Source organism: Roseateles sp. P1_C1_2 (assembly GCF_056406535.1).
Window position 1 is genome coordinate 253284 of sequence record NZ_JBFUAB010000001.1, and the last position, 24740, is coordinate 278023.

20 protein-coding genes are annotated in these 24740 nt (G+C 65.9%); 7 read left to right on the forward strand and 13 right to left on the reverse strand.

Features of this window, described 5'->3' with window-relative positions; all coding sequences use genetic code 11:
* Nucleotides 1–5 precede the first annotated feature (5 nt).
* The 9 genes from AC1D2H_RS01090 to pstS all read right to left on the reverse strand — a co-directional run bounded on the left by AC1D2H_RS01090 (nt 6) and on the right by pstS (nt 8443).
* The gene (locus tag AC1D2H_RS01090; RefSeq protein WP_478009579.1) at nt 6–803 is read right to left on the reverse strand and encodes an exosortase C-terminal domain/associated protein EpsI; all 798 of its coding nucleotides are present in this window, start codon (nt 801–803) and stop codon (nt 6–8) included.
* Nucleotide 804: 1 nt separating this feature from the next.
* A complete protein-coding gene (gene xrtB / locus AC1D2H_RS01095; RefSeq protein ID WP_478009580.1) occupies nt 805–1719 on the reverse strand; it encodes an exosortase B in 915 nt (304 codons plus the stop codon).
* Nucleotides 1719–2636: a polysaccharide biosynthesis tyrosine autokinase gene (locus tag AC1D2H_RS01100; protein ID WP_478009581.1), complete on the reverse strand. Its 918-nt coding sequence runs from the start codon at nt 2634–2636 to the stop codon at nt 1719–1721. The genes xrtB and AC1D2H_RS01100 overlap by 1 nt, the downstream gene beginning before the upstream one ends.
* Nucleotides 2620–4050 (reverse strand): chain length determinant protein EpsF, encoded by a 1431-nt coding sequence (epsF, locus tag AC1D2H_RS01105; protein ID WP_478009582.1) that lies wholly within the window; start codon nt 4048–4050, stop codon nt 2620–2622. The genes AC1D2H_RS01100 and epsF overlap by 17 nt, the downstream gene beginning before the upstream one ends.
* Before the next feature lie 22 nt (nt 4051–4072).
* The gene (gene epsE / locus AC1D2H_RS01110) at nt 4073–4909 is read right to left on the reverse strand and encodes a polysaccharide export protein EpsE (protein WP_478009583.1); all 837 of its coding nucleotides are present in this window, start codon (nt 4907–4909) and stop codon (nt 4073–4075) included.
* A complete protein-coding gene (locus AC1D2H_RS01115) occupies nt 4906–5892 on the reverse strand; it encodes an EpsD family peptidyl-prolyl cis-trans isomerase (RefSeq protein WP_478009584.1) in 987 nt (328 codons plus the stop codon). The genes epsE and AC1D2H_RS01115 overlap by 4 nt, the downstream gene beginning before the upstream one ends.
* Nucleotides 5893–6255: 363 nt before the next feature.
* Nucleotides 6256–6987 carry a bifunctional demethylmenaquinone methyltransferase/2-methoxy-6-polyprenyl-1,4-benzoquinol methylase UbiE gene (ubiE, locus tag AC1D2H_RS01120; protein WP_478009585.1) on the reverse strand — a complete coding sequence of 244 codons (732 nt, stop codon included), beginning with the start codon at nt 6985–6987 and terminating at the stop codon, nt 6256–6258.
* Nucleotides 6988–6992: 5 nt separating this feature from the next.
* Complete coding sequence (locus tag AC1D2H_RS01125) at nt 6993–7385, reverse strand: gamma-butyrobetaine hydroxylase family protein (RefSeq protein WP_477933237.1); 393 nt, start codon at nt 7383–7385, stop codon at nt 6993–6995.
* Between the two features lie 11 nt (nt 7386–7396).
* Nucleotides 7397–8443, reverse strand: coding sequence for a phosphate ABC transporter substrate-binding protein PstS (gene pstS, locus AC1D2H_RS01130; RefSeq protein WP_478009586.1), 1047 nt, complete (start codon nt 8441–8443; stop codon nt 7397–7399).
* Nucleotides 8444–8555: 112 nt separating this feature from the next.
* Between pstS and AC1D2H_RS01135 the strand changes: the two genes are divergently transcribed.
* Nucleotides 8556–10592 (forward strand): M13 family metallopeptidase, encoded by a 2037-nt coding sequence (locus AC1D2H_RS01135; RefSeq protein WP_478009587.1) that lies wholly within the window; start codon nt 8556–8558, stop codon nt 10590–10592.
* A gap of 694 nt (nt 10593–11286) precedes the next feature.
* Here AC1D2H_RS01135 and AC1D2H_RS01140 read toward each other — a convergent pair.
* Nucleotides 11287–13104 carry a S8 family peptidase gene (locus AC1D2H_RS01140; RefSeq protein WP_478009588.1) on the reverse strand — a complete coding sequence of 606 codons (1818 nt, stop codon included), beginning with the start codon at nt 13102–13104 and terminating at the stop codon, nt 11287–11289.
* A gap of 435 nt (nt 13105–13539) precedes the next feature.
* Here AC1D2H_RS01140 and AC1D2H_RS01145 point away from each other — a divergent pair, with 435 nt between their 5' ends.
* Nucleotides 13540–14046, forward strand: coding sequence for a hypothetical protein (locus AC1D2H_RS01145; protein WP_478009589.1), 507 nt, complete (start codon nt 13540–13542; stop codon nt 14044–14046).
* On the opposite strand, the gene AC1D2H_RS01150 is transcribed toward AC1D2H_RS01145, so the two are convergent.
* Nucleotides 14047–14481: an HIT family protein gene (locus AC1D2H_RS01150; protein ID WP_478009667.1), complete on the reverse strand. Its 435-nt coding sequence runs from the start codon at nt 14479–14481 to the stop codon at nt 14047–14049.
* A gap of 5 nt (nt 14482–14486) precedes the next feature.
* On the reverse strand, nt 14487–18353 hold the full coding sequence (locus AC1D2H_RS01155; RefSeq protein ID WP_478009590.1) for a DUF3683 domain-containing protein: 3867 nt from the start codon (nt 18351–18353) through the stop codon (nt 14487–14489).
* A 235-nt stretch (nt 18354–18588) separates the two neighbouring features.
* On the opposite strand from AC1D2H_RS01155, the gene ugpB reads away from it, so the two are divergent.
* The 5 genes from ugpB to ugpQ are packed head-to-tail and all read left to right on the forward strand — an operon-like array spanning nt 18589 to nt 23422.
* Complete coding sequence (gene ugpB, locus AC1D2H_RS01160) at nt 18589–19884, forward strand: sn-glycerol-3-phosphate ABC transporter substrate-binding protein UgpB (protein WP_477934378.1); 1296 nt, start codon at nt 18589–18591, stop codon at nt 19882–19884.
* A gap of 9 nt (nt 19885–19893) precedes the next feature.
* Nucleotides 19894–20781: a sn-glycerol-3-phosphate ABC transporter permease UgpA gene (gene ugpA, locus AC1D2H_RS01165; protein WP_477934380.1), complete on the forward strand. Its 888-nt coding sequence runs from the start codon at nt 19894–19896 to the stop codon at nt 20779–20781.
* Entirely contained in the window at nt 20781–21629 is an 849-nt protein-coding gene (gene ugpE, locus AC1D2H_RS01170) for a sn-glycerol-3-phosphate ABC transporter permease UgpE (protein ID WP_478009591.1), read from the forward strand. The genes ugpA and ugpE overlap by 1 nt, the downstream gene beginning before the upstream one ends.
* Nucleotides 21630–22685: a sn-glycerol-3-phosphate import ATP-binding protein UgpC gene (locus tag AC1D2H_RS01175; RefSeq protein WP_478009592.1), complete on the forward strand. Its 1056-nt coding sequence runs from the start codon at nt 21630–21632 to the stop codon at nt 22683–22685.
* The gene (gene ugpQ / locus AC1D2H_RS01180; protein ID WP_478009593.1) at nt 22685–23422 is read left to right on the forward strand and encodes a glycerophosphodiester phosphodiesterase; all 738 of its coding nucleotides are present in this window, start codon (nt 22685–22687) and stop codon (nt 23420–23422) included. The genes AC1D2H_RS01175 and ugpQ overlap by 1 nt, the downstream gene beginning before the upstream one ends.
* Here the strand turns inward: ugpQ and AC1D2H_RS01185 are convergent.
* Entirely contained in the window at nt 23382–24728 is a 1347-nt protein-coding gene (locus AC1D2H_RS01185) for a histidine-type phosphatase (protein WP_478009594.1), read from the reverse strand. The genes ugpQ and AC1D2H_RS01185 overlap by 41 nt on opposite strands.
* Nucleotides 24729–24740: the final 12 nt, after the last annotated feature.

Below are 24740 nucleotides of genomic sequence, written 5' to 3' on the forward strand. Positions count from 1 at the left end.
TCCATTCACGACGCCGCATTACTACCTCCTGCGCGCAGTGCAAGCCGATCCCCGATCAACATCTTTTTGCCGCCACCAGTGAGCGACCCCGCCAATGCGACCATGAAGGATTCCTGGCGCGCATACGCTGCTTCCAGCTCAGGTCCGGTCAGTTCGCTCGGGACGACCTGCGAAACGCGAAACAGAATGCCGTCTGGGATCTCGCCCTGCAGGCCGACCGTCATGATGTGAGTCCGGGTCTCGAAGGCGCTGACGGAGAAGAGGTCACCGATGCGGATCCAGTAGCTGACAATTTCCCGTTGCCTCCTGCTGGATGTATCGATACGGTGGACCTGAATCAGTCCATCTGGCGCACCGCCCGGTGTCAGCGGCAATGCCACCGTCGTCTTGGTGTTGACCGTGAAACCCTGTGCCGAGTAACAAAGCTCCGGCCGGTGGATCTTGCCCTCCTGGCGCTGCAGCCGTCCATAGGCCAGGGCCACCATGACGAGGTTGCCCTTCGGGTCCGCGTAGGACGTCATCGCCGTGTCGTCGTAGGTTGCGGCCACGGCCTCGCTGCGATCAATGCCCTCGGGGGTGAGGGACATTTGCACCAAATTGCTCTTCACCTCCCGCCACTGCTTGACGGTCGGCGGCAGCATGGCGCCGAGCGTGACCCCCTGACGTTCAGCGTACCGTGTGGGTCGCAACTGCTGCGCGACAAGCAAGGCTGCGGCACTGCACAGGAGAAGTGCGACAGCCGGCCGGATACCCAGCCGAGGAAGTCGCTCGAGGCTTTTCAATGCCTTTTGAAACAGCAGCATGTCAACGCATCCGACGAGTTGCAATACGTCGCAGCAGACCGTCCGTCGCGATCACGAGCATCAGCGCTGACAGGAATAGCACCATGCCAGAGAACTTGTGCAGGAAACCTTGACCGGCGGCGTCACCCAGGTAGTAGGTGATCAAGCACAGCACGATCACGCGGATCACGTTGGCGGAAAAGCTGATGGGGACGATCAGCAACGCCAGCAGCGAATTGCGCAACGCGGATTCGTGGCGGCGGATGTTCATGTACATCAAGCCGAGCGCTTCGAGTGTGAACAGCGAGTTCAAACCCGCACAGGCGTCTGCCACCAGCAGCTGGTACTGCCCGACATTCAAAACCACACCGGCCCGCGACACGGGAAGGCCGCCAAACCAAAGCAGATGCTCGCTCGCCCAGGACACGGCGATCTTCATCGGATGCGTGAGCGTGTCCACCACCGCACCGGGCAAGGGAATGGCGAAGAACAGGAAGAAAAAGGCGAACCACAACTTGGCCGCGACCTGTCTGCCGAAGTAAATCAACACGATGCCCAGCGCCATAGGCAGCAGCGAGCCCACCGACAGCAGGTGGACGTCCTGTGACTGGCCGACGACATAGATGGCGAGCGCCACGGCAATGACAATCCATCCCAGCACGGGCTCGGCAGATCGCACGACCGTAGCGTCGGCCGCGATCCGGCTTCCCTGGAACCAGAAGAACCATGCCGCCATCGCCAGCACGATAGGCCCATGGCTGTTCTGGTCCGTCGACCACAGCGTGCGGGCCAGGTCGGCGAAGGTTGGGGTGTAGAGGAGTGCGAGCGCCAGCAGCAGCAGCAGCCAAGGTCCCGCGCGCCGCAATGGCACCTCGGCGTGCTTAGTCCCGTCGGAATCAACCGATGTCATGGTGGGTTGCAGCGCCTGTGAAGGCATCAGTACTGATTGAAGACGACGCCGACGACCGCCGCAGGGGTTTCGCTCATGCTCGCGACCATGTCCTGAAGCGCACCCACCCGAGCCTTGTCCTTGCGGGCCACCACCAACGCGGCGCCACAACGCGACGCGATCACCGCGCTGTCGCTGCCGTAGCAGGCAGCAGGCGTATCCACCACGACATGGTCGAACTTGGAGAGCAATTCCCGCATCAGCAGACCGAATGCCGGGCGCTCGAGCAATTCGAGCGGGTTGGGCGGCGTGTTGCCGACGGGCAGCAGGAAGAGGCTGGGCACGCCGGGCACCTGCTGGATGATCTGGGACTCAGCTCGACCACTCAGGATGCCGGACAGGCCCGCCTTGTTGCCGACTCCGAAGACTTCGTGCAAACGGGGGTGACGCAAATCGGCGTCCACAACCAAGGTCCTGCCGCCGAGCTGGGCCAAGACGACCGCCAGGTTCGCAGCAAAGTAGGTCTTGCCGTCGCCACCGTCGGGACTGACCACTGCGATGGCCCGTCTTGGCTGGCCTTCATTGAACAGCCGCATCATGATCTGGCTGCGCACCGCGCGGAAGCTTTCCGACTGCACGCCAAACGGCTGGTTCAACGTGACCAATTCGGAATTGGCACTGCGCTTGTCTTCGGCCGCGTAGGGGTAATGGAATTGCTGGGCAAGCGCGAACATGACGTCGTCGTTGCTTGCATACCCCAGTGAAACCGCCGCCTCCCCGAACCTCACACCGTTATCTCGTTGGTGAGAGGCGATCTTTTCGACCTGTTCGGCAGTGAGGTTGCGCAGATTAGCAAGGATGCTGCCGATGGAGCGGTCAGCCAAGGCGTTCTGGTTATCGGCTTGCACGTTCGTTCTTTCTTGAGGGGTGACCGTTCGGTTCGCCAATTCAGGCAGCGCGATCATTCCAAGGCAGTTCGGCAACTGCACGCGGTTTGACGGTAACGGCCGTCCATCCTTGCTTGTATCGTTTTGCCGTGGGGGTCGGGATGAAGCCGATTACCGGCAGCCCCAGCGCGGAGGCGGCATCCTGAGGGCTGCGCACCCGGCGGTCGGCCATTTCCAGGATCAGCGCTGAGCCAATGGAAATGAAGATGCCCAGGAAAATAGCCAGGACGGTGTTGAGGAGAATCCTCGGGCTGCTGTGTTCCGCCGGCGGCTGCGCCACCGTGAGGATATTGGCGTAGCTCTGGGTATTCTGAGCTTCCAGCGTGGTCTGACTCATGCGCAAGCCCAGGTTGTCGTAGGCCCTTTGCGCATTTTCAACTTCACGCTGCAGCACCGCGCCCTCATCCCGCGTCGCCTTCATCTGCAGAATTTTTGCCCGCTGCGCTTCCATGGATGCACGAACCTGCCCTTCGCGCGACTTGTTGACGGTATTGCTCACGCCAACCGCGCTGGAAATCCGCCGGGTTTCGGCATCCATCCGGCTGCGCAGTTCGGCGATATTGGCCTTGATTTCGAGGACCTGAGGATTGGCTTCGCCCAGGCGCTGAGAAAGTTCCTGCAGCTTTGCCTCTGCCCGGCTGATGTCGACCTTCAATCCGCCGATGACCGGGTTGTTGATGACTTCCTGGAGTCGATCTGCCTTGGCGCCCTGAGCCTGGACTTCCTTGCTCGAGCTTTCCGCAGAAATGGCCTGCAGTTGCGTCAGTTGACTACCCAGTTCGACCAGGCGAGCATTCTCAACGTCAAGACGTTCATCGGTAGCGATGATGCCTTTTTCCTGTTGATACGCCGAGAGCTTCGACTGTGCATGTTCGAGCGCCGTTCTCGAATCCTTGATTTGAGAATCGAAGAAATTCTTGAAATTCAAGGCCGGATTGGTCCGCAACTCTAGGGTCGTCGCGACATAAGCCTGGGCAAACGCATTGGCCAGGACCGCGGCGAACTTCGGATCCGGGCTTTTATAGGCAATATTTATGACATTGCTTTCTCGACTCGGCCGAATATCAAGGAATTTTTGCAAATAGTTGATAACGTACTGTTCGATCGTGCCTTTGCCATCCCCATCGGATTGCCATTGCTCACGAATGGCAGGGTCCTGAGCCAGCTTGAGGTCGCGAATCACCCGCAATGCAACGCGATCACTGTTCATGATGTCGATCTGCGTCGCCATGAAGCTTGGAGCCGCCGCTGCCGGATTCATCATGGCCGACACGGGGTCAGGCTTGACATCAATGACGACGCTCGCCTCACCCGTGTATTTCTTGGGCCAAACCAAACTCACACCGACAACGCCCAAAACGACAAAGGCGAAAATGCCGAGAGCCAGCCATCTGCGCGCACGCAGAATCAACAGAAATTGGGCAAAAGTCATTGTCTGAACTTTCGATCGGTTATCAGAACAGGCTTTCCTTGACGTACACGACGTCACCATCTTTGACGCCGTCGTCCATGCCAGGCTGAATCACCTGCACTTTGCCGTCGGTGCCTTTGCGGTGCACGCGAATGCCGCGCTCGGTGCCACGCTGGGTCAGACCACCGCCGGCGGCGAGAACCTGCATCACCGTCATGCCGCGCTCCAGCCGCATCGGGCCCGGGCGCTGCACCTCGCCATAGATATAGGCCAGCGGCGCGCGGTCAACCCAGAGGACGTCACCGTTCTGGATCAGCACGTCGTTCGGACGCCCTTGCTCGGCGCTGGGGCCGAAGACGCTGGGCAGATCGATCTCCATGCGGAAAGGCTTGCCGGCGCGGGTGCCGCTCAGAACGAGGATTTCCGCGCCCGTCGTGGCGACACCGCCGGCGTTGGCCAGCAGGTCGGTCATGCGCATGTCGGCCGTCTCGATCGGGTAACGGCCCGGGCGGTTGACCTGGCCGAGCACGCTGGCCTGGTTGCCCTTGACCTGCATCAGGATCAGCGTGACCTGGGGCGACTTGACGAAGTTGCCGTTCTTCAGGCCGTCGGCAATGAGCTTCTCGGCGGCACTGACGCCGAGGCCGCCGATGCGCACATTGCCAAGCAGCGGGTAGCTGACGACGCCGGTTTCGGAGACGCGGGTCTCCAGCGTCAGGTCGGGGTTCTGGTAGACGACGACACGGACGACGTCGCCAGCGCCGAGGCGGTATTCCGCAGCGGCCGTGACGGGTGCCACGGCTGCGCCCGTCTGGGCAGCGGCGGACAAGACGTTGAAGCCGACAGCGGCGGCGAGAAGCAATGGATGGAAGCGCATCATTTCAGGCCCATGCCCTTGGAGATGGAAGCGGAATCGAGGCCGCTGGCTGCCGGAGCGGCGGGTACCACTGGCGCCGGTGCTTCGGATGCGGCGGGCACGACGGGTGCCGCGGAAGACACGCTGCCGGACGCCGACGCAGGCTGCGCGAACTTGCCCACGTATTCGATCTTGGAACTGTCACGCAGCGCCTTGAGGTCCTTCTGCACGGCCTCGCCCTTGCGTTGATTCAGCAGGAAGGCTTCGATGGCGGGACGGGCGCGGGTCTCGTCGACGGGTTGGCTGCGCGAGCCGACCAGGAACAGCACCATCATCCCGTTGGGGCTGGGGCTGACCATGGAGTCGCCGTCCTTCATCCTGGCGATGGCGTCCAGGCTGGCCAGCGGCAGCTGCTCGGCGGCGCGCACGGCCTGGTTGCCGTTGAAGCGGATGTCTGAGGCCTTCAGGTATTCGGCAAACTCGTTCAGGTTCTTGGCCGCCGACAGCTTGGCCCGGATGGCGTCGAACTGCTCCGGACGGGCTTCGATCTGCAGTTCCTGCAGGCTGTAGATGCGACGGTCCTTGAACAGGGCCGGCTTCTCGTTGTAGTACTTGGCGATCTCTTCGTTGGTGGGCTTGGCGACGGACTCTCCGACGCGCTCTGCATAGGCCCTGGCGATGATCTCGCGCTTGGCGGCTTCCATCTGCTGCACGACGCGCGGGTCGCGGTCGAGCTTTTGCTCCTGCGCCTTCTGCACGGCCAGTTCCTGGTCGACCAGGCGCTCCAGCACCTGGCGGCTGGCGGCTTCGGCCTGCTCGGGCTTGAGGCCCGGCTGGCGCTGCAGCACGAAATTGATCTGGTGGACGGTGATCTCTTCCTTGTTGACCTTGGCCGCCGTCTGCGAAGCCTTGTCACCCTTGTCACCGCCGCAGGCCGTCAGCAATACCGCAGCGGCGACGACCGCCAGCAGCAGCGGGGCACGGTGCTTGTTCTGTTGGATTGCCATCTGATGAAGGTCCTTGTTATGCAGAGAAAGGGCACCTGCCCCAGGGAGCGAACGAGTGTAGCGGCGCGATATGACGCTGCTGGGGCCAGCACGAAGCCAGAACTGGGTTCGCGGGCAGCCAGCGGTTAGAGCATTTGCAAGCGGGAAGTTCCCAGATCCCCCACGTTCTTGGGGGATGGTCGCGCGCAATTGAGGATGACGCCTCCCGGCGTCGTTTGGTACCGGTGTTCGGGCCGAGCGCCGGGCCGCCCCTAGCCGGCCCGCGTCGGCGATGTGCTTGTCGCTCTATGCGGCAAGCATCGCCGTCCCCCGGGGGACCGACTGGGCTGGCCGGCGTTCAGCGCGGCCAGACCAGGCGAGGGGTCAGCACTTGATCCCAGCGTGCAGGGCGACGATGCCGGCGCTGAGGTTGTGGACGTCCACATGGCCAAAGCCGGCCGTCTTCATCATGGCCTTCAGCGTCGCCTGGTCGGGATGCATTCGAATGGACTCGGCCAGGTATTTGTAGCTCTCGGCGTCGCCAGCGAACAGCGAGCCCAGCTTGGGCAGGATGTTGAAGGAGTACCAGTCGTAGGGCTTCTTCAGCGGCTCGGCGATGCGCGAGAACTCCAGCACCAGCAGCCGGCCGCCCGGCTTGAGCACGCGGCACATCTCGGCCAGGGCGAGGTCCTTGTGCGTCATGTTGCGCAGGCCGAAGGCGACGCTGACGAGGTCGAAGCTCTCGCTCTTGAAGGGCAGCTTCTCAGCGTCGGCCAGGCTGGTGGGCAGGATCAGGCCCTCGTCCAGCAAGCGGTCGCGGCCCTGGCGCAGCATGGCTTCGTTGATGTCGGTGTGCACGACGACGCCGGTCTCACCGACCTTGCGGGCAAATGCGCGCGACAGGTCGCCCGTGCCGCCGGCGATGTCCAGCGCCCGCTCGCCGGCCTTCAGGTTGGCGACCTGCAGGGTGTAGGCCTTCCAGGCCCGGTGCAGGCCGGCCGACATGAGGTCGTTCATCAGGTCGTACTTGGATGCGACGGAGTCGAAGACACCGCGGACCTTGGTCGCCTTCTCGTTCTCGTCGACCGTGCTGAAACCGAAATGCGTCTGCGTCATGGAATTCAATGTGAGTGGCAGCTGCCGCCGCCCTTGACGGGCATGGCGTCGTCGCGGCCCTTGCCGGCGGCGGCAAGGCGGGCTTCGTAGTCGCGCCACAGCGCGTCCTGCTGGCTGCCGAGCTTGTAAAGGTAATCCCAGGTGAACAACCCGCTGGCGTGGCCGTCCGAGAACTCGGGCCGCACGGCGTAGTGGCCCACCGGCTCCATGCCGGAGATGCCCACTTTGCGCTTGCCGGTCTGCAGCACTTCCTGCCCCGGGCCATGGCCCATGACTTCGGCCGAGGGGCTGTAGACCCGCATCAGCTCGAAGGGGATGCGGAAACGCGCGCCGTCGTCGAAGGCGATCTCCAGCACGCGGGAGTGCTGGTGGACGGTGAGTTCTGTCGGGGCGGCCATGGGTGGGCAGTTTAGAAGCTCTGGTAGGCCGGCAGTTGGCCGTCCTTGGGGCGCACCAGGGTAAAGCGCGCGGCCAGGCGGGACTGCACGCTGATGGGCAGCGGCGCAAAGCCCGTGCCGCGCGTCAGGTCGTCGCCATGCATGAAGCACCAGTAGAGGAACTTCAGCGCGCCCTGGGCCTTGGCGGCGGCGGCAGGTTCGGCATCGACCAGCACGAAGCTGGTCAGCGTGATCGGCCAGGCGTCGTTGCCCGGGCGGTCCAGCAGCGTCGCCAGGTCGTCGCCCTGGCGGTGCATGTCGCTCTCCAGCACGGCCGCGCTGAAGCCGCGCTCCGAGGGCGCGACGAAGCGGCCAGCGGCGTTGCGCAGCTTCACCGCCGCCAGCTTGTCGCGCAGCACGCGGTCGTAGGACACGTAGGCGATCGCGCCCGGCGTGGCACGCAGCGCCTGCACCATGCCGTCGTTGCCTTCGGCCTTCAGCGGCTCGCCCGGCCAGGCGGGAGCCTGGCTGGCGCCGACTTCGCCCTTGAACGCGGCAGACGCGCCGGCCAGATAGCGGCTGAAGCCGTCGCTGGTGCCGGACTTCTCGGCGCGCACGAGGCGCTTGATGGCCAGCGCCGGCAGGGCGACGCCCGGGTTGAGGGCCGTAATGCGGGCGTCGTTCCAGAGCTTGACGCGGCCCATGAAGATCTCGGCCAGCAGGCCACCATCGAGCTGCAAGGGCACACCAATGCCCGCCAGGTTGACGACCGGCACCACGCCGCCGACCAGCATCGGGATCTGCACCAGATGCTGCTTGGCCAGTTCGGCCGGCGGCAGCGGGGCGTCGGTGCCGCCGAAGTCCACCTTGCGGGCGCCGATCTGCTTGATGCCGTCGCCCGAGCCCGTGCCCTTGTAGGCAACGGCAGCGCCGCCGGCCTTCTCGAAGGCGCGGGCCCAGGTCTCGTAGACCTTGGACGGGAAGGTGGCGCCCTGCCCTTGCACGGGCTGGGCGAGCGCGGCGGCGGACAGCAGCAGCGGGGCGATGAAAACCAGGGTCAGGCGCGGGAGGACGGACATGCCGGGGGACAGGGGGCTTGGTGAAAACCCGCAATCATGCCCTGTGTCTTCCGGTGTTCGCTCGGGGCGGGCGCTCTAATCTGCTGTTTCCACGGCCATTCATCGCCCCGTCATGCATCCCTTCACCCGCCACCGCCTCGCCGCTGCAGCCACCCTGCTCGGCCTGGCCGCCGCTGCGCAAGCCCTCGACCTGAGCGGCCTGTCCAAGGAGGCCAAGCCCTGCGACGACTTCTATGCCTTCGTCAACGGCAACTGGGAGGCCGCCACCGAGCTGCCAGCCAGCCGTGCGCGCATCGGCGGCTTCGAGGACCTGCGCCGGAACAACGATGCGCTGCTGGACAAGGCGCTGAAAGAGTTGGCCGACAAGCCAGCGCTGCAGACCACACCCGGCCTGAAGCTCATCGCCGCCTACTTCTCCAGCGGCATGGACGAAGCCACCATCGAGGCGCGCGGCCTCAGCTCGGTCACCCCGCTGCTGAGCCGCATCGATGCGCTGCAACGCCGTGAAGACCTTCCCACGCTGCTGGCACTGCTGAACCGAAGCGGCATCGAAGCGCCGCTCGGCTTCAGCGTGCAACCCGATCGCAAGGACACGCGCCGCAACGTGCTGGGCTTGTCGCAGTCGCAGGCGAGCCTCGGGCTGCCGGACCGTGACGACTACTTCCGCAGCGACGAGCGCACGAAGAAGATCGGCACGGCATACCGTGATTTCGCAAAGGCGTTGCTGGTTGCCGCCAACCGCCCTGCCACCGATGCGGAGCTGGACGCCCTGCTGGCCTTCGAGACCCAGCTTGCCGAGGCGATGCGCGAGCGCGCCAAACTGCGCGACCCGAACGCCAACTACAACGCGATGAGCCCTGCCGAGCTGGCGACGGCCGCGCCCGGCTTCGACTGGAGCGGCTACCTGGCCGTCTTGACCGCGGGGGCCAAGCTGCCGCAGCGCTTCATCGTGGGCCAGCCTGAAGTTGCGGCTCGCGTGGCCAAGCTGGCCGCCGACGCACCGCTGGAGGTGTGGCGCCGCTACCTGGCGCTGCGCGTGCTGGACACGCTGTCGCCCCGCCTGCCCAAGGCCTTCGCCAATGCCTCCTTCGAGTACCGCGGCAAGGCCATCACCGGCCTGGAGGCCCCGCCACCGCGCAGCGAGGACGTCATCCTGAGGATTGGCGGCCGCACCGGTGGCGAGCCACTGGGTCCGGCGCTGGGCGAGCTGTTCGTCGCGCGGGCCTTCTCGCCGGAGGCCCAGAAGCGCGCCGTGCAATTGGTAGACGACGTTCGCGCGAGCATGAAGGCGCGCATCGAGAAGCTGGACTGGATGACGCCCGGCACGAAGGCCAAGGCGCTGGAGAAGCTGGCCAACATGCAGGCCAAGATCGGCGGCCCCGAGAAGTTCCCGCAGTACGAGGGCCTGCAACTCACCAGCAATGACTACGCGGGCAACTGGATCAAGGCGGCGATGTGGAACAGCGGCCAGCAGGTCAAGGACCTGGACGCGCCGGTCGAGCGGGGCCGCTGGCGCATGGCCTCGCACATCGTGAACGCCCAGGCTGGCGGCCTCAACGAGATCACCTTCCCGGCCGGCATCCTGCAGCCGCCGTTCTTCGACGCCAAGGCCGACGACGCCAGCAACTACGGCGGCATCGGCATGGTCATCGGCCATGAGATCACGCACCACTTCGACGACAGTGGTCGCAACTTCGACGCCATCGGCTCGCTGACCGACTGGTGGACGCCGGCCGACGCGGCCGGCTACAAGGCTCGCTCCGACAAGGTGGCCGATCGCTACAGCGCGATCTCGCCGCTGCCCGGCTACAACATCAACGGCCGGCTGACCCTGGGCGAGAACATCTCCGACATGTCCGGCCTGCCGATTGCCTACGAGGGCCTGCAGCGTGCGCTCAAGCGCAGCGGCGATACCGACAAGAAGATCGATGGCTACACGCCAGCGCAGCGCTTCTTCCTCAGCAACGCGCTGATCTGGCGCACCAAGGTACGCACCGAGTTCCTGATCAACCAGGTCCGCACCGACCCGCACTCGCCGGCCAAGTACCGCGTGCTGACGCCGATGAGCAACTCGGCTTACTTCGCGCAGGCATTCAGCTGCAAGGCGGGGAGTGCGATGGTGGCTAGCGATCCGATCACGGTGTGGTGAGCTGGTGGTTTGGATTGGACAGAACGGGGCTGCGGCCCCGTTTTTTGTTGGGTGGCTTTTGCGGTGGTCCTTTTCGTTCGCCGCATTGCCGGGAGTCCGTCACGGCGGCCGGGTAACTTTCTTCTGCGGGGCCAGAAGAAAGTCACCAAAGAAGAGGCCCTGAACCGCACACGAGCACCACATGCCCTTGGCACAGCGGCCAACTCACTTCGGCACCGTGCCCAGATGCGAGCCGCTTCGCTCTCGCGTCTGACTTGTCACGACCAACATCCATCGCACCAGCAGGCCGTCCGACGCGCGGCTGCACGCCGGGCTCACCAGAACAGCCCAATGCAGCGCCGCCCGAGCGGCGCGGCTGTTCGGCATTTGTCGGGCGTCGGCGTGCAGCCGCGACTTAAGCGGCGTGAAGGTCCGAGCCGTGGTGGTCTGCACAAGTGGCGGGCGAGAGCGCAGCGGCTCGCGTCGGGGCGCTCTCCAGTTCGAGCATCGCGAGCGCCTCATCCCGCTCGAGTGCGGATTGCATTCAGCGCTCCTCTTTTGGTGACTTTTCTCTGGCGCGTCAGAGAAAAGTTACCCGCCCTCGCGGGGCGGATTCCCGCGGCACTGCACGCAAGTCATGAGGACCTGGGCAAAAGCGACCGACCAACAAAAAACGGGGCCGAAGCCCCGTTTCCATTTCAACCAACCAAACCGCTTACCACTGCAGCTTCAGCGTGTAAGTGCCCGTACCGCTGTAGCGCAGCACCTGCACATACAGCGTGACAGCGCTCGAACCGCCGTTGGCGTAGCTCGTGCTGTCCACCTGGCCGGCCGCCTTCTCGCTGGCGGCGAGCTGGGTGCCGGAGCTGTTCTTGATGTAGAGGTCGAAGTCGTTGCTGCTGCTGCCCATCGTCAGCGTCGCGGCCAGCGTCTTGCCGGCCGGCAGCGTCACCTTGAAGTAGTCGGTGTCGCTGCTGGAGCTGATCGAGCCAGCCACGATGGCGGGCGACGCCACGGTGTTGGCCGTGCCGATGGTGCCGTTGGACTCCGTCTCGTTGACCGTCGGCAGCGTCGTGCCGGTGATCGCCGTGACGGCCGCGGCCGCGTCCAGGATGCCGGCGCCGCACTGCGAGCAGCTGCCCGGGAAGGCGCGTGCACTGCTGACCAGCGCGGCCTTGATCTGGTCGGGCGTGGCCGTCGGCTTGGCGCTGTACATCAAGGCGACGACGCCGGCCACGTGGGGCGTGGCCATCGACGTGCCTTGGTAGTAGGCGTAGCTGTCCGCGCCCGGCGCCTTGGTGCCGGCGTTCAGCGTGCTCAGGATGCCGTTGCTGCTGCTCGAGCGCACGTCACCACCGGGCGCTGCCAGCGCGACGATGGAGCCGTAGTTCGAGTAGTAGGCGCGGGCGCCGTTGCGGTCCGTGGCCGCCACGGCGATGACGCCGGAGCAGTTGGCCGGGTTGGAGTTGCTCGCGTTCTGGTTCTCGTTGCCGGCCGCCACGACGACGCTGGTGCCGCGCGAACGGGCGCTGTTGATGGCGTTCTGCGACGTCGTGTCGCAGGCGCCGCCGCCGCCCAGGGACATGTTGATGACCTTGGCGGGCGTGGCGTTGGTGGGCAGGCCCGAGACGCTGCCGCCCGAGGCCCAGACCATGCCGTCGGCGATGTCGGAGGTGTAGCCGCCGCACTTGCCCAGCACACGCACCGGCTGCACCTTGGCATTGAAGGCAATGCCGGCGATGCCGCTCGAGTTGTTCGTCTTGGCCGCGATGGTGCCGGCCACGTGGGTGCCGTGCCAGCTGGAGTTGCCGGCCGGCTCGCCGGTGCCGCATTCGCCCGCGGCCACCCAGTCGCCCGGGTCGCTGGGGTCGCTGTCGCGCGCCGTACCGTCGTTGGAAACGGCGGTGTCGTTGATCATGTCGTAGCCGGCCACGATCTGGCCGGACAGGTCGGCATGCGGGCGGTAGCCGGTGTCGATGACGGCCACGACGACACCGCTGCCGGTCGCCAGGTCCCAGGCCGCCGGGGCGCGGATGCCGCCGGTCGTCTCGTACAGGTCCCACTGCGAGCTGTAGCTCGAGTCGTTGGGCGTCATCATGGGGTACATCTTGCGGTCGGGTTCCGCATAGGCGATGTTGGCGTCGGCAGCCTTGAGCTGGTTGRCCAGGCTCTGCATCTCGCCGTGCGAGAGGCTCTTGTCGAGCTTGTAGATGTGGGCACCGGTGCCCATCTGGCGCAGCAGGCGGGCCTTGGCGCCGCGCAGGGCCACGGCCGAGTTGACGGCGCTCAGGCGCGCATCCAGCACATTGGCGGCCACACCGACGGCGCGCAGCACCGTGGCGTCCTTGGCATCGACCTGGGAGGCGTCGCGGTAGCTGATGATGAGGCGGTCGGTACTGCCGGCGCGCTGCGCCAGGCTGGCGATGCCCACGTCAACCTGGGTGTTGGACACACCGGCCTGGCTGGCGCCTGCGGTCAGCAGGCCACAGGCCAGTGCGAGCAGGGTTCTCTTGTTGGCAAAAGCAAAACTCATTTGGTGGTTTCCGGAAAAGTCACCGTGGCGGACGGCGTACCGGCTCGGCCCGCGGGATCTCCACGAGGAGCACCACTGTGTTCAGTCACCGGCAGGACTCTCAACCCAACAACCAACGTCCCTGACCGGCATGGCGCATCCGAAGCGGCGCGCAGTGTGTCCGCGCCGCGAAGCCAGCCTTGTCACCAGGCGCAGTGACGGAAGTAACCCTAGCGGGCAACCCCGGATGACAGGCGCTGTGACGAATGGCATGCGGGTGCTCAAACGAGCGTTTTGGCCCGGTCGCAGTTCAGCCGCGGTTTTCTGCGGACCGTCGCACGCTGGCGGCAACTCATCGCTTGCAGCTTGGGGCCGCCCACCCGCACGCCTAGCCTGACAACAGGACGACGCAATTCGCGGCGCCCGCCTCCCGCCAGAACCCCACAGGAGCTTGTCATGTCCACCCGCTACTCGATCGCCCAGCGCACGCCCTTGCAAAACAGCCTGTTCGCCGGCATCGCCTGCGCCATCACATTGATCCTGGCCGCGGGCCCGGCGCTGGCGCAGTCTGGTGACCTGGAGCGCGTCGAAATCAGCGGCCGCGTCTACGAGGCCCCGACACGCCTGGACGTTCGCGCGAATTGCGCCCACATCGAAGAGCAGCTGCAGGACGCCCTGCAACCGACCTGGGTGCGCGAGCGCCGCGCCGGCCAGGTGAAGGTGCAGCTGGTCATGGAGGGCGGCGAGATCACGGCCGTCAAGGCCAAGGGCATCTCGCACACCGTCGAGCGCTCGGTGCGCCACGCCGTGAACAGCCTGCATTGCGGCACGCAGACGACGGCCGGCGCGCAGATCTACCGCTTCCGCGTCGACTTCATCGACCCCTACGCGCAACCCGCCAGCAGCGACACGCAGACGGCCAGCGCCAAGACCAGCGTGCGGCTTGCGCTCGCCGCTGAGTGATCAAGGCCTGATGGCGGCGGCGATGGCCGCATCGACGGCCGTCAACGGCTGCGCCAGGCGCGCAGCCGCACCCCCCGCCACCTCGTCACGCTGGGCCGCGGCCCAGACCGGCGCCGGGAAGTGACTGTCCCAGTCGAAGCGCGCGATGACGTGCCAATGCAGATGCGGCACGACATTGCCCAGGCTGGCGACATTGACCTTGGTCGGCGCGAGCAAAGACCTTAGAACCCGCTCGACCTCGGTGACAGCGTCCATGCAGGCGTGTCTATCCGTGTCCGGCAGGTCGCTGAACTCGGCGACATGCGCGTTCCAGATGACTCGATAGAAGGCCGGAAAACGTCGCGCCTCGTCGCCATCGGAGACGCGCACGACCCGGAACCGCGCCGTGCGCGCGACGACGAGGCCGCCGTCGCCATCACACAGCGGACACAGCACGCCGCTCACACCAGCACCCGCTCGATGCCGCCGTTGTTGGCCTTGGCCACGTACTCGGGCATCCAGTTGGGGCCGAGGATCTGGTTGGCCATCTCGACGACGATGTAGTCGGCTTCCAGCAGGCCGTTCTGCAGGTCGTTGCCGTAGCGGCTCAGGCCCTGCAGGCAGCTCGGGCAGGAGGTCAGGATCTTCAGGTTGTCGTTCGCACCGACCTGGCCGGACTCGCGCAGCTGCGTCTCGGTCTTGCGCAGCTCCTCTTCCTTGCGGAAGCGCACCTGTGTGGAGATGTCGGGCCGCGTCACGCCCAGCGTGCCGCTCTCGCCGCAGCAGCGCTCGCTCTTCACGACGTTGTCACCCACCAGCGCCTTCACCGTCTTCATCGGCTCCTGCAGCTTCATCGGCGAATGGCAGGGGTCGTGGTACAGGTAGCTGTTCTTGGAGCCGAGGGTGATGCCCTTCTCCAGCAGGTACTCGTGGATGTCGATGATGCGGCAGCCGGGGAAGATGTCCTCGAACTTGTAGCCCTGCAGTTGGTCGAAGCAGGTGCCGCAGCTGACCACCACCGTCTTGATGTCGAGGTAGTTCAGCGTGTTGGCGACGCGGTGGAAGAGCACCCGGTTGTCGGTGATCATCTTCTCGGCCTTGTCGAACTGGCCCGAGCCGCGCTGTGGGTAGCCGCAGCACAGATAGCCCGGCGGCAGCACCGTCTGCACGCCGGCATGCCAGAGCATGGCCTGCGTGGCCAGGCCCACCTGGCTGAACAGGCGCTCCGAGCCGCAGCCGGGGAAATAGAAAACGGCCTCGGTTTCGCTCGCCATCGACGGCGGACGGATGATGGGCACGTAGTCCTTGTCCTCGATGTCCAGCAGCGCACGCGCCGTCTTCTTGGGCAGGCCACCCGGCAACTTCTTGTTGATGAAGTGGATGACCTGTTCCTTGATGGGTGCGCTGCCGACGGTGGCGCGCGGCGCGCTGGTCTGCTTGCGGCCCGCGAGCTTGAACAGGTCGACCGCAAAGCGCTGGGCCTTGAAGCCGATGTCCACCATGGCCGTGCGCGCCAGCTTGATGGTCTCGGGGTTGGTCGCGTTCAGCATGAACATGGCCGCCGCGTTGCCGGGGCGCCAGGTCTTCTGGCCCATCTTGCGCAACAGGTTGCGCATATTCATCGTCACGTCGCCGAAGTCGATCTTGACCGGGCAAGGCGACAGGCATTTGTGGCAGACCGTGCAGTGGTCGGCCACGTCCTCGAACTCCTGCCAGTGCTTGATCGATACGCCGCGGCGCGTCTGTTCCTCGTACAGGAAGGCCTCGACGAGCAGCGAGGTGGCGAGGATCTTGTTGCGCGGGCTGTAGAGCAGGTTGGCGCGCGGCACGTGCGTGGCGCAGACCGGTTTGCACTTGCCGCAGCGCAGGCAGTCCTTGATCGAGTTGGCGATCTCGCCGATGTCGCTCTGCTGCATGATCAGCGACTCATGCCCCATCAGGCCGAAGGACGGCGTGTAGGCATTGCGCAGGTCGGCCGGGTGGGCGGCATCACGCAGCAGCTTGCCCTTGTTGAAACGGCCCTCGGGGTCGACGCGTTGCTTGTAGGCCGTGAAGTTGGCCAGCTCGTCGTCGGTCAGGAACTCCAGCTTGGTGATGCCGATGCCATGCTCGCCGGAGATGACGCCGTCCAGCGAGCGCGCCAGCGTCATGATGCGTGCCACGGCCGCGTGGGCCGTCTGCAGCATCTCGTAGTTGTCGCTGTTGACGGGGATGTTGGTGTGCACATTGCCGTCGCCGGCGTGCATGTGCAGGGCCACCCAGACACGGCCGCGCAGCACTTCCTTGTGGATGCGCTTGAGTTCGGCGATCAGCGGCTCGAAGGCCGCGCCGTTGAACAGGGCCTGCAAGGGCTTCAAGATCTGCGTCTTCCACGACGCGCGCAGCTCGTGCGTCTGCAGGCCCTCGAAGAAGCCCGTATCCAGCCCGTTGAGCCAGTCCTGCCACTGGCCACCCACCTCGCGCAACAGCGAGAGCGCCTGCTGCACGCGGTCTTCCAGCAGCTCGGCGCTCGGGATGTCGCCCGCGTCGTCGGTCTTGCCGAGCGGCAGCTTGCCCGTCAGGAACAAGGCTTGCAGCGCCGCCACCAGGGCCAGCTTGTTGCGCAGGCTCAGTTCGATGTTGATGCGCTCGATGCCCAGCGTGTACTCGCCCATGCGGTGCAAGGGGATGACGACGTCCTCGTTCACCTTGAACGCGTTCGTGTGCTTGCTGATGGCCGCCGTGCGCTTGCGGTCCAGCCAGAACTTCTTGCGCGCATCGGCGCTGACGGCGACGAAGCCCTCACCCGAGCGGCCATTGGCGAGGCGCACGACCTCGCTGGTGGCACGCGCCACCGCATCGGCATCGTCACCGGAGATGTCGCCCACCAGCACCATCTTGGGCAGGCCGCCGCGCTTACTCTTTGTCGCGTAGCCCACCGCCTTCAGGTAGCGGTCGTCCAGATGCTCCAGGCCCGCCAGCAGCACGCCGGTGTCGGCAATCGAGAACATGTAGTCCTTGATGTCGACGATGCTGGGCACGCAGTCCTTGGGGTTGCCGAAGAACTCCAGGCAGACGGTGCGCGTGTGCGCCGGCATGCGGTGCACGATCCAGCGTGCGCTGGTGATGAGGCCGTCGCAGCCTTCCTTCTGGATGCCCGGCAGGCCGGCGAGGAACTTGTCCGTCACGTCCTTGCCCAGGCCCTCCTTGCGGAAGACGCGGCCGGGGATGTCGAGGCGCTCGGTCTTCTCCAGCTTGGTGCCCGACGCGTCGAAGTAGCGCAGCTCGAAGCTCGCCACCTCCACGTCATGGATCTTGCCGAGGTTGTGGTTGAGGCGGATCACCTCGAGCCACTTGGCCTCGGGCGTCACCATCTTCCAGCTGGCCAAGTTGTCCAGGGCCGTGCCCCACAGCACCGCCTTCTTGCCACCGGCATTCATCGCGACGTTGCCGCCGATGCAGCTGGCCTCGGCTGAGGTCGGGTCCACGGCAAAGACGAAGCCGTTGGCCTCGGCCATGTCGGCCACGCGCTGGGTGACGACGCCGGCCTCGCTGAATATGGTCGGCACCTCGCGGTCCAGGCCCGGCAACTGCAGCATCTCGACGCCGCGCAAGGCTTCGAGCTTCTCGGTGTTGATGACGGCGCTGTTCCACACCAGCGGGATCGCGCCGCCCGTGTAGCCGGTGCCGCCGCCGCGCGGGATGACGGTCAGGCCCAGCTCGAAGCAGGCACCCACCAGCCCGGCCATCTCGGCCTCGGTGTCGGGCGTCAGCACGACGAAGGGGTATTCGACACGCCAGTCGGTCGCGTCGGTCACATGGGACACGCGGGACAGGCCGTCGAACTTGATGTTGTCCTTGGCCGTGTGGCGGGCCAGCGTCTTGGCGGCGCGCTTGCGCAGCGTGCCGACGCTGTCGAAGAACTTGCCGAACTCGGCCACAGCGCCGCGTGCGGCCTGCAGCAGTTCGCCCACGGCCGTGTCGCGCTGCGGGTCGCTCACCGGGTCGCGGCGCTTCTGCACCTCGCCCAGGCGGTGGTGCAGGGCCTCGATCAGCTGCCCGCGGCGGCGCGGGTTGTCCAGCAGGTCGTCCTGCAGATAAGGATTGCGCTGCACCACCCAGATGTCGCCCAGCACCTCATACAACATGCGCGCGGACCGGCCGGTGCGGCGCTCCAGCCGCAATTGGTCCAGCAGCTCCCAGGCCCGGGAGCCCAGCAGGCGGATGACGATCTCGCGGTCGGAGAACGACGTGTAGTTGTAGGGAATCTCACGCAACCGGGGGGCTGCGCTCTCGTCCGCCAAATTCGGAGCATCGGCGGTGGGCATCAGGGGATGCGGAGCGTTCATGGCAACCGGCTTGACCGGGAAAATAGCCTTGGCAGGCTGGTTCGGGCGGGCAGCGGCTCGGGTCGGCGCCAGGGCGGGCAAGGATCGCCCGGCTTGTGGCCACGGCCCCTCGCGGCAGGGGTTGGAATCCTAACCGAGGGGGGCTTCTCCCTAGGGGGCCACCGTATATGCCCGCCATTCGCGGCTCATCAAGCGGCGCTATGCTGGCCCGCAAAACACGCATGGAGACACTGCAATGAAGTCGTTCGCCCTTGCTGCAGCCTTGCTGGCCCTGGCCGGCTCGGCCCAGGCCCAGACCGAGATCCATTGGTGGCACGCCATGGGCGGGGCGCGCGGCGAGTGGATCAATGACCTGGCCAAGGATTTCAACGCCAGCCAGAAGGACTACAAGGTCATCCCCACCTTCAAAGGCACCTACGAAGAGTCCATGCCGGCGGCCATCGCGGCCTTCCGGGCCGGCCAGGCCCCCCACATCCTGCAGGTCTTCGAGGTCGGCACGGCCACCATGATGGCCAGCAAGGCGGCCATCAAGCCGGTGGCGGACATCATGAAGGAGTCGGGCATCCCCTTCGACCCCAGCGCCTATGTGCCCGCTGTGGCCAGCTACTACACGGCACCCAACGGCCAGATGCTGAGCTTCCCCTTCAACAGCTCGACCACCGTCTTTTTCTACAACAAGGATGCGCTGAAAGCCGCCGGCGTCGACAAACCGCCCACCAGCTGGCCCGAGGTGGCCTCCGCGGCCGCCAAGCTCAAGGCCAATGGCAGCAAATGCCCCCTCACCACATCCTGGATGAGCTGGACGCAGCTGGAGAGCTTCTCGGCCTGGCACAACGTCGAGTTCGCCACCAAGAACAACGGTTTCGGCGGCCTGGACGCGCGCCTGGCCTTCAACACGCCCCTGCACCTGCGCCACATCGAGAACCTGGCGAACATGGCCAAGCAGGGGCTTTTCGTCTACAAGGGCCGCGGCAATTCGCCGGACGCCACCTTCATCTCGGGTGAATGCGCGATGACGACAGCGTCGTCGAGCATCTACGGCGACGTCAAGAAGAGCGCCAAGTTCGCCTTCGGCCTCACCGCCCTGCCCTACTACCCCGACGTGCCCGGCGCGCCGCAGAACACCGTCATCGGCGGCGCCAGCCTGTGGGTGATGGCGGGCAAGAAACCGGCTGAATACAAGGGCGTGGCCAAGTTCTTCGAATACCTGGCGCGGGCCGACGTGGCGTCGGAAAGCCACAAGCGCACCGGCTACCTGCCGGCCACCAAGGCGGCCTTCGTCGCCACCGAGGCCAGCGGCTTCTATAAGGCCAACCCGGGCAGCGACGTGGCCGTCAACCAGATGATCCGCAAGACGACGGACAAGTCACGCGGCGTGCGTCTGGGCAACCACCCGCAGATCCGCACCATCGTGGACGAAGAGTTCGAGCTGATCTGGGCTGGCAAGAAGACGGCCAAGGAAGGCATCGACGCTGCCATCCAGCGCGGCAACGATCAGCTCGAGAAGTTCGCCAGAACAGCAAAGCTGTAGGCCACGGACATGGCGCAAGAGAAACGCGTCGTCTTCCGCTCCCGCTGGCTGCCCTGGCTGCTGCTGGCGCCGCAGGCCGTGGTCATCGGCGTGTTCTTCTTCTGGCCCGCGGCCCAGGCCCTGCTGCAATCGCTGCAGCAGCAGGACGCCTTCGGCCTGTCGACCGAATGGGTGGGCCTGGCCAATTTCAAGGCGCTGTGGGCCGACGCGAGCTATCTCGACTCGTTCAAGACCACGGCGCTGTTCTCCATCCTGGTGGCCGGCCTGGGCCTCTCCATCTCGCTGCTGCTGGCCGTGATGGCCAATCGCGTGGTGCGCGGCGCGGGCATCTACAAGACGCTGCTGATCTGGCCCTATGCCGTGGCACCGGCCATCGCCGGCGTGCTGTGGCTGTTCATGTTCGCACCCTCCATCGGCATCGTCGCCTATGGCCTGCGGGCGCTGGGCTTCGACTGGAACCACTTGCTCAACCCCGACCACGCCATGACGCTCATCGTCATGGCGGCGGTGTGGAAGCAGATCTCCTACAACTTCCTGTTCTTCCTGGCGGGTCTGCAGTCCATCCCGCGCTCCCTCATCGAGGCGGCGGCCATCGATGGCGCCAGCCCCTGGCGGCGCTTCTGGGACGTGACCTTCCCGCTGCTATCGCCCACCAGCTTCTTCCTGCTGGTCATCAACATCGTCTACGCCTTCTTCGACACCTTCGGCATCGTTGACGCGGCCACGCAGGGCGGTCCGGGCAAGGAGACGGCCATCCTGGTCTACAAGGTCTATCACGACGGCTTCAAGGCCCTGGACCTGGGCGGCTCGGCGGCGCAGAGTGTGGTGCTCATGGTCATCGTGGTCAGCCTGACGGTGCTGCAGTTCCGCTTCGTCGAGAAGAAAGTGAACTACTGATGGTCGAAAGAAAACCCTGGCTCGACTGGCTGGCACACACCATCCTGCTGCTGGGCGTGGCGGTGGTGGCCTTTCCGCTGTACGTGACCTTCGTCGCCGCCTCGCAGACGGCCGAGGCCATCCTGCATGCGCCCATGCCGCTGCTGCCGGGCGGCCATCTGATCGACAACATGGCCACGGCGCTGGGCGGCGGCACGGGTTCCGGCTCCAGTGCGCCGGTGGCCCGCATGATGTGGGTGAGTCTGGTGACGGCCATGGTGATTGCCATCGGCAAGATAGCCATCTCGCTGCTGTCGGCCTTTGCCATCGTCTACTTCCGTTTCCCGCTGCGGCAGCTGTTCTTCTGGGCCATCTTCGTGACGCTGATGCTGCCGGTGGAGGTCCGCATCGGGCCCACCTATCAGGTGGTGGCTGACCTGCACATGCTCAACAGCTATGCCGGCCTGACCGTGCCGCTGATCGCCTCGGCCACGGCCACCTTCTTGTTCCGCCAGTTCTTCCTGACCGTGCCGGACGAGCTGGTGGAAGCCTCGCGCATCGACGGCGCCTCGCCGCTGCGCTTTTTCAAGGACGTGCTGCTGCCGCTGTCCACCACCAGCATCGCCGCCCTCTTCGTCATCCAGTTCATCTACGGTTGGAACCAGTACCTCTGGCCGCTGCTCGTCACCACCGATGAGTCCATGTACCCCGTCGTTATCGGCATCAAGCGAATGATCAGCGGCGGCGAGGCCGCCAATGACTGGAACCTCGTCATGGYCACAGCCCTGCTGGCGATGATTCCCCCAGCGCTGGTGGTGATCCTGATGCAGCGCTGGTTCGTCAAAGGTCTGGTCGACACCGAGAAATAGATGGCTTCCATTTCCATTCGCAAGCTGATCAAACGCTACGGCCACGGCCCCAAGGCCGTCCAGGTGATCCACGGCGTCGATGCTGAAGTGAAGGACGGCGAGTTTGTCGTCATCGTCGGCCCCTCGGGCTGCGGCAAGTCCACGCTGCTGCGCATGGTGGCAGGGCTGGAAGAGGTCAGCGAAGGTGAGATCGCCATCGGCGCGCGTGTCGTCAACGACGTCGAGCCGGCGGATCGCGACATCGCCATGGTGTTCCAGAACTACGCCCTCTACCCGCACATGAGCGTGGGCGAGAACATGGCCTATGGCCTGAAGCTGCGCAAGATGCCCAAGGCCGAGATTAACGAGCGGGTGCAGCGCGCCGCCAAGATCCTGGAGCTGGGCCATCTGCTGGAACGCAAGCCGCGTGAACTCTCCGGCGGCCAGCGCCAGCGCGTCGCCATGGGCCGGGCCATCGTGCGCGACCCGCAGGTCTTTTTGTTCGACGAGCCGCTGTCCAACCTCGACGCCAAGCTGCGCGTGCAGACCCGGCTGGAGATCCAGAAGCTGCACCGCGAGCTGGGTGTCACCTCACTGTTCGTCACCCACGATCAGGTCGAGGCCATGACGCTGGCCCAGCGCATCATCGTCATGAACGGCGGCCGCATCGAGCAGATGGGCACGCCCGAAGAGGTCTACGGCCAGCCGGCCTCGACCTTCGTCGCCAGCTTCATCGGCTCGCCGGCCATGAACCTGCTGCCGGGCCGCCAGCACGGCGGGCAGTTCCATATCGACGGCGCGGCGCTCGACGTGCCACCGGGCGTGGAGGGCGAACTGACGCTGGGCCTGCGCCCAGAGCATGCGCAACTGGCCGAGCGAGGCTGGCCGCTGCGCGTGGAGATGATCGAGATGCTGGGCGCCGAGCGCCTGGTCTACGGCAAGCTGGGTAGCGCCACGCCGTTCACGCTGCGGCTGGACGCCACACTGCCGCCGCCCCAGCCCGGCGACTGGCTGCATCTGGCCTTCAGCCCCTTGCACCTGCACCGCTTCGACGCCAAGACGGGGCGGCGGCTGTGATGTCGCCCTGGCCCTACCCGCTCTGGCTGGCCCACCGCGGCGCCGGCAAGCTGGCACCGGAGAACACGCTGGCCGCCTTCCGCATGGGCGCGGGCTTTGGCTTTCGCGCCTTCGAATGCGACGTCAAGCTCAGCCAGGATGGCCAGGCCTTTCTGCTGCACGACGACACGCTGGACCGCACCACCAGTGGCCAGGGCTCGCCGGCTTCAACAGACTGGGCGTCCATGAGCCGGCTTGACGCCGGCAGCTGGCACAGTCCGCCGTTCGCCGCCGAGCCGCTGCCCCGCTTCGAACAGATCGCCGCCTTCTGCCAGGCCAATGGCTGCGCGCTGAACATCGAGATCAAGCCCTGCCCCGGTGAGGAGGCCCGCACCGGCGCGGCTGTAGCCCACGAAGCGGCGCGCCTCTGGGCCGGCGCGCTGCCGCCGCTGTTGAGCAGCTTCAAACCCGAAGCCATTGCCGCCGCACGCGATGCAGAACCCACCCTGCCCCGCGCGCTGCTGCTCGACAAGCTCTGGGAYGGCTGGCCTGAGGCCGCCGAGTCGCTCGGAGTCGTCGCCGCCATCACCAACTACCGGTTGATGGACCGCGCGCTGATCGAGCGACTGCACGCCAAGGGTTGGCGGGCGCTGGTCTACACGGTCAACGACGCGGCGATCGCCCAGCGGTTGATCGAGGACGGCATCGACGGCCTCATCACGGACGCGGTGGATCGCCTCGGCCCCGGTAGCAGCTGACCAAGGCCGTCACCCGGTAGAAATGGCTGCCCGGCCGCAGCCGTGCCGCGTCGCAGGCCGGCTTGAAGTCGGCCTCGCCTTCGTTCAGCAGCATGCGCACCAGGCGCTCGCCGCCGCTGGCGCGCCAGACCTCCCACTGCACATTGGCCGCCATGGGAACGGCGTTCTCGGTGCGCCAGGGGCTGGCCGCGTAGCTGTAGGGCAGCGCACGCGGCAGCGGCAGGTGAACGCCGGCAATGCCAATGGCCGATACCAGCGGCGCGACGATCTCGGCGTGGGCGAAGCGCAGCGCGGCGCCTTCGCTGGTGGCCAGCCTGTCCAGCATGTCGTCTAGCAGCTGCGTCGCAACCTCATAGCTGGCTGGCGCCACCTCGGCCAGACCCGGCCCCTTGCGATAGAAGTCCTCGGCATCGTCATGCTCGGCGAACACCGCCGCGGCTGAAGCCGGTACATAGGCCGAGAAATCGCGCGCCAGCTCCAACTTCAGGTCAGCCGCCGCGCCACGAAGGTCGACGACATGCTGGGCGGCGTCCACTGGCTTGGCAATGCCAGCAACAAACTCGGCGCTGTAGAGGCCAGCCAGCACGGTCCGTGCAGCGGTTGGCAAACGCGGGTCGGCGTCGATGCGCTGCTGCTGCGCTGCCAGCTCCGGCCCACGCAGCCAGGCTTGATAGGCCAGGCTGCGCTTCAGCGTGGCCTGGCGCGCCGGCGTATCGGCCACATCACGCGCCTCGTTGAGGCGATGAAAGTACAGCAGGAAGCGGTCCGACCCCCAACTGGCCGGCACACGAGCCTTGGGCGCTGTGCGACGCAGCGAATCGACAAAACTGCGTGAGCTGTCCACCGCGCGGTCCACGCCCGAGCTCAGCACTTCGACGCTCGGGCCGTTGTCGAACAGCGCAGGCAGCCGGGCAGCCATGCGCTGCGCCAGTTGCTCATGCTCGACGACGCCGAGCCCGCTCAGGTTGCCGTAGCCGATGCGCTGCTGCGCCTCGATGAAACGCTGCAGGTCGGCGCCGAAGCACTGGCCCAGTGGCGTCAACGCCCCCTGCGCCTCGGCCTCGCGCCACAGCTTGAGCGCTGCCTCGTCACTGCCCGCCTTGGTCAGACCGCGGCTGCCGTGCCGCGCCACGAGTTGCACCGCCACCGGCGCATAGCCCGCCGGCGCCGTCTCGTAGCGGGCAGCGTCCTGGCGCGGCGTATAGGGCGTCTTGGAGCCGAGGTGCTCGCTTGCTTCAGCCGTGTGACAGGCCAGCACGAAGCCGGCCCACAACAACAGCCGGCCGATGTCATCGCCGATTCGCATTGGCTTCCTAGG

Coding starts and splice junctions, on each gene's coding strand:
- AC1D2H_RS01090 (WP_478009579.1), bottom strand. CDS start 803: ATGCTGCTGTTTCAAAAGGCATTGAAAAGCCTCGAGCGACTTCCTCGG.
- xrtB (WP_478009580.1), bottom strand. CDS start 1,719: ATGCCTTCACAGGCGCTGCAACCCACCATGACATCGGTTGATTCCGAC.
- AC1D2H_RS01100 (WP_478009581.1), bottom strand. CDS start 2,636: ATGATCGCGCTGCCTGAATTGGCGAACCGAACGGTCACCCCTCAAGAA.
- epsF (WP_478009582.1), bottom strand. CDS start 4,050: ATGACTTTTGCCCAATTTCTGTTGATTCTGCGTGCGCGCAGATGGCTG.
- epsE (WP_478009583.1), bottom strand. CDS start 4,909: ATGATGCGCTTCCATCCATTGCTTCTCGCCGCCGCTGTCGGCTTCAAC.
- AC1D2H_RS01115 (WP_478009584.1), bottom strand. CDS start 5,892: ATGGCAATCCAACAGAACAAGCACCGTGCCCCGCTGCTGCTGGCGGTC.
- ubiE (WP_478009585.1), bottom strand. CDS start 6,987: ATGACGCAGACGCATTTCGGTTTCAGCACGGTCGACGAGAACGAGAAG.
- AC1D2H_RS01125 (WP_477933237.1), bottom strand. CDS start 7,385: ATGGCCGCCCCGACAGAACTCACCGTCCACCAGCACTCCCGCGTGCTG.
- pstS (WP_478009586.1), bottom strand. CDS start 8,443: ATGTCCGTCCTCCCGCGCCTGACCCTGGTTTTCATCGCCCCGCTGCTG.
- AC1D2H_RS01135 (WP_478009587.1), top strand. CDS start 8,556: ATGCATCCCTTCACCCGCCACCGCCTCGCCGCTGCAGCCACCCTGCTC.
- AC1D2H_RS01145 (WP_478009589.1), top strand. CDS start 13,540: ATGTCCACCCGCTACTCGATCGCCCAGCGCACGCCCTTGCAAAACAGC.
- AC1D2H_RS01155 (WP_478009590.1), bottom strand. CDS start 18,353: ATGAACGCTCCGCATCCCCTGATGCCCACCGCCGATGCTCCGAATTTG.
- ugpB (WP_477934378.1), top strand. CDS start 18,589: ATGAAGTCGTTCGCCCTTGCTGCAGCCTTGCTGGCCCTGGCCGGCTCG.
- ugpA (WP_477934380.1), top strand. CDS start 19,894: ATGGCGCAAGAGAAACGCGTCGTCTTCCGCTCCCGCTGGCTGCCCTGG.
- AC1D2H_RS01175 (WP_478009592.1), top strand. CDS start 21,630: ATGGCTTCCATTTCCATTCGCAAGCTGATCAAACGCTACGGCCACGGC.
- AC1D2H_RS01185 (WP_478009594.1), bottom strand. CDS start 24,728: ATGCGAATCGGCGATGACATCGGCCGGCTGTTGTTGTGGGCCGGCTTC.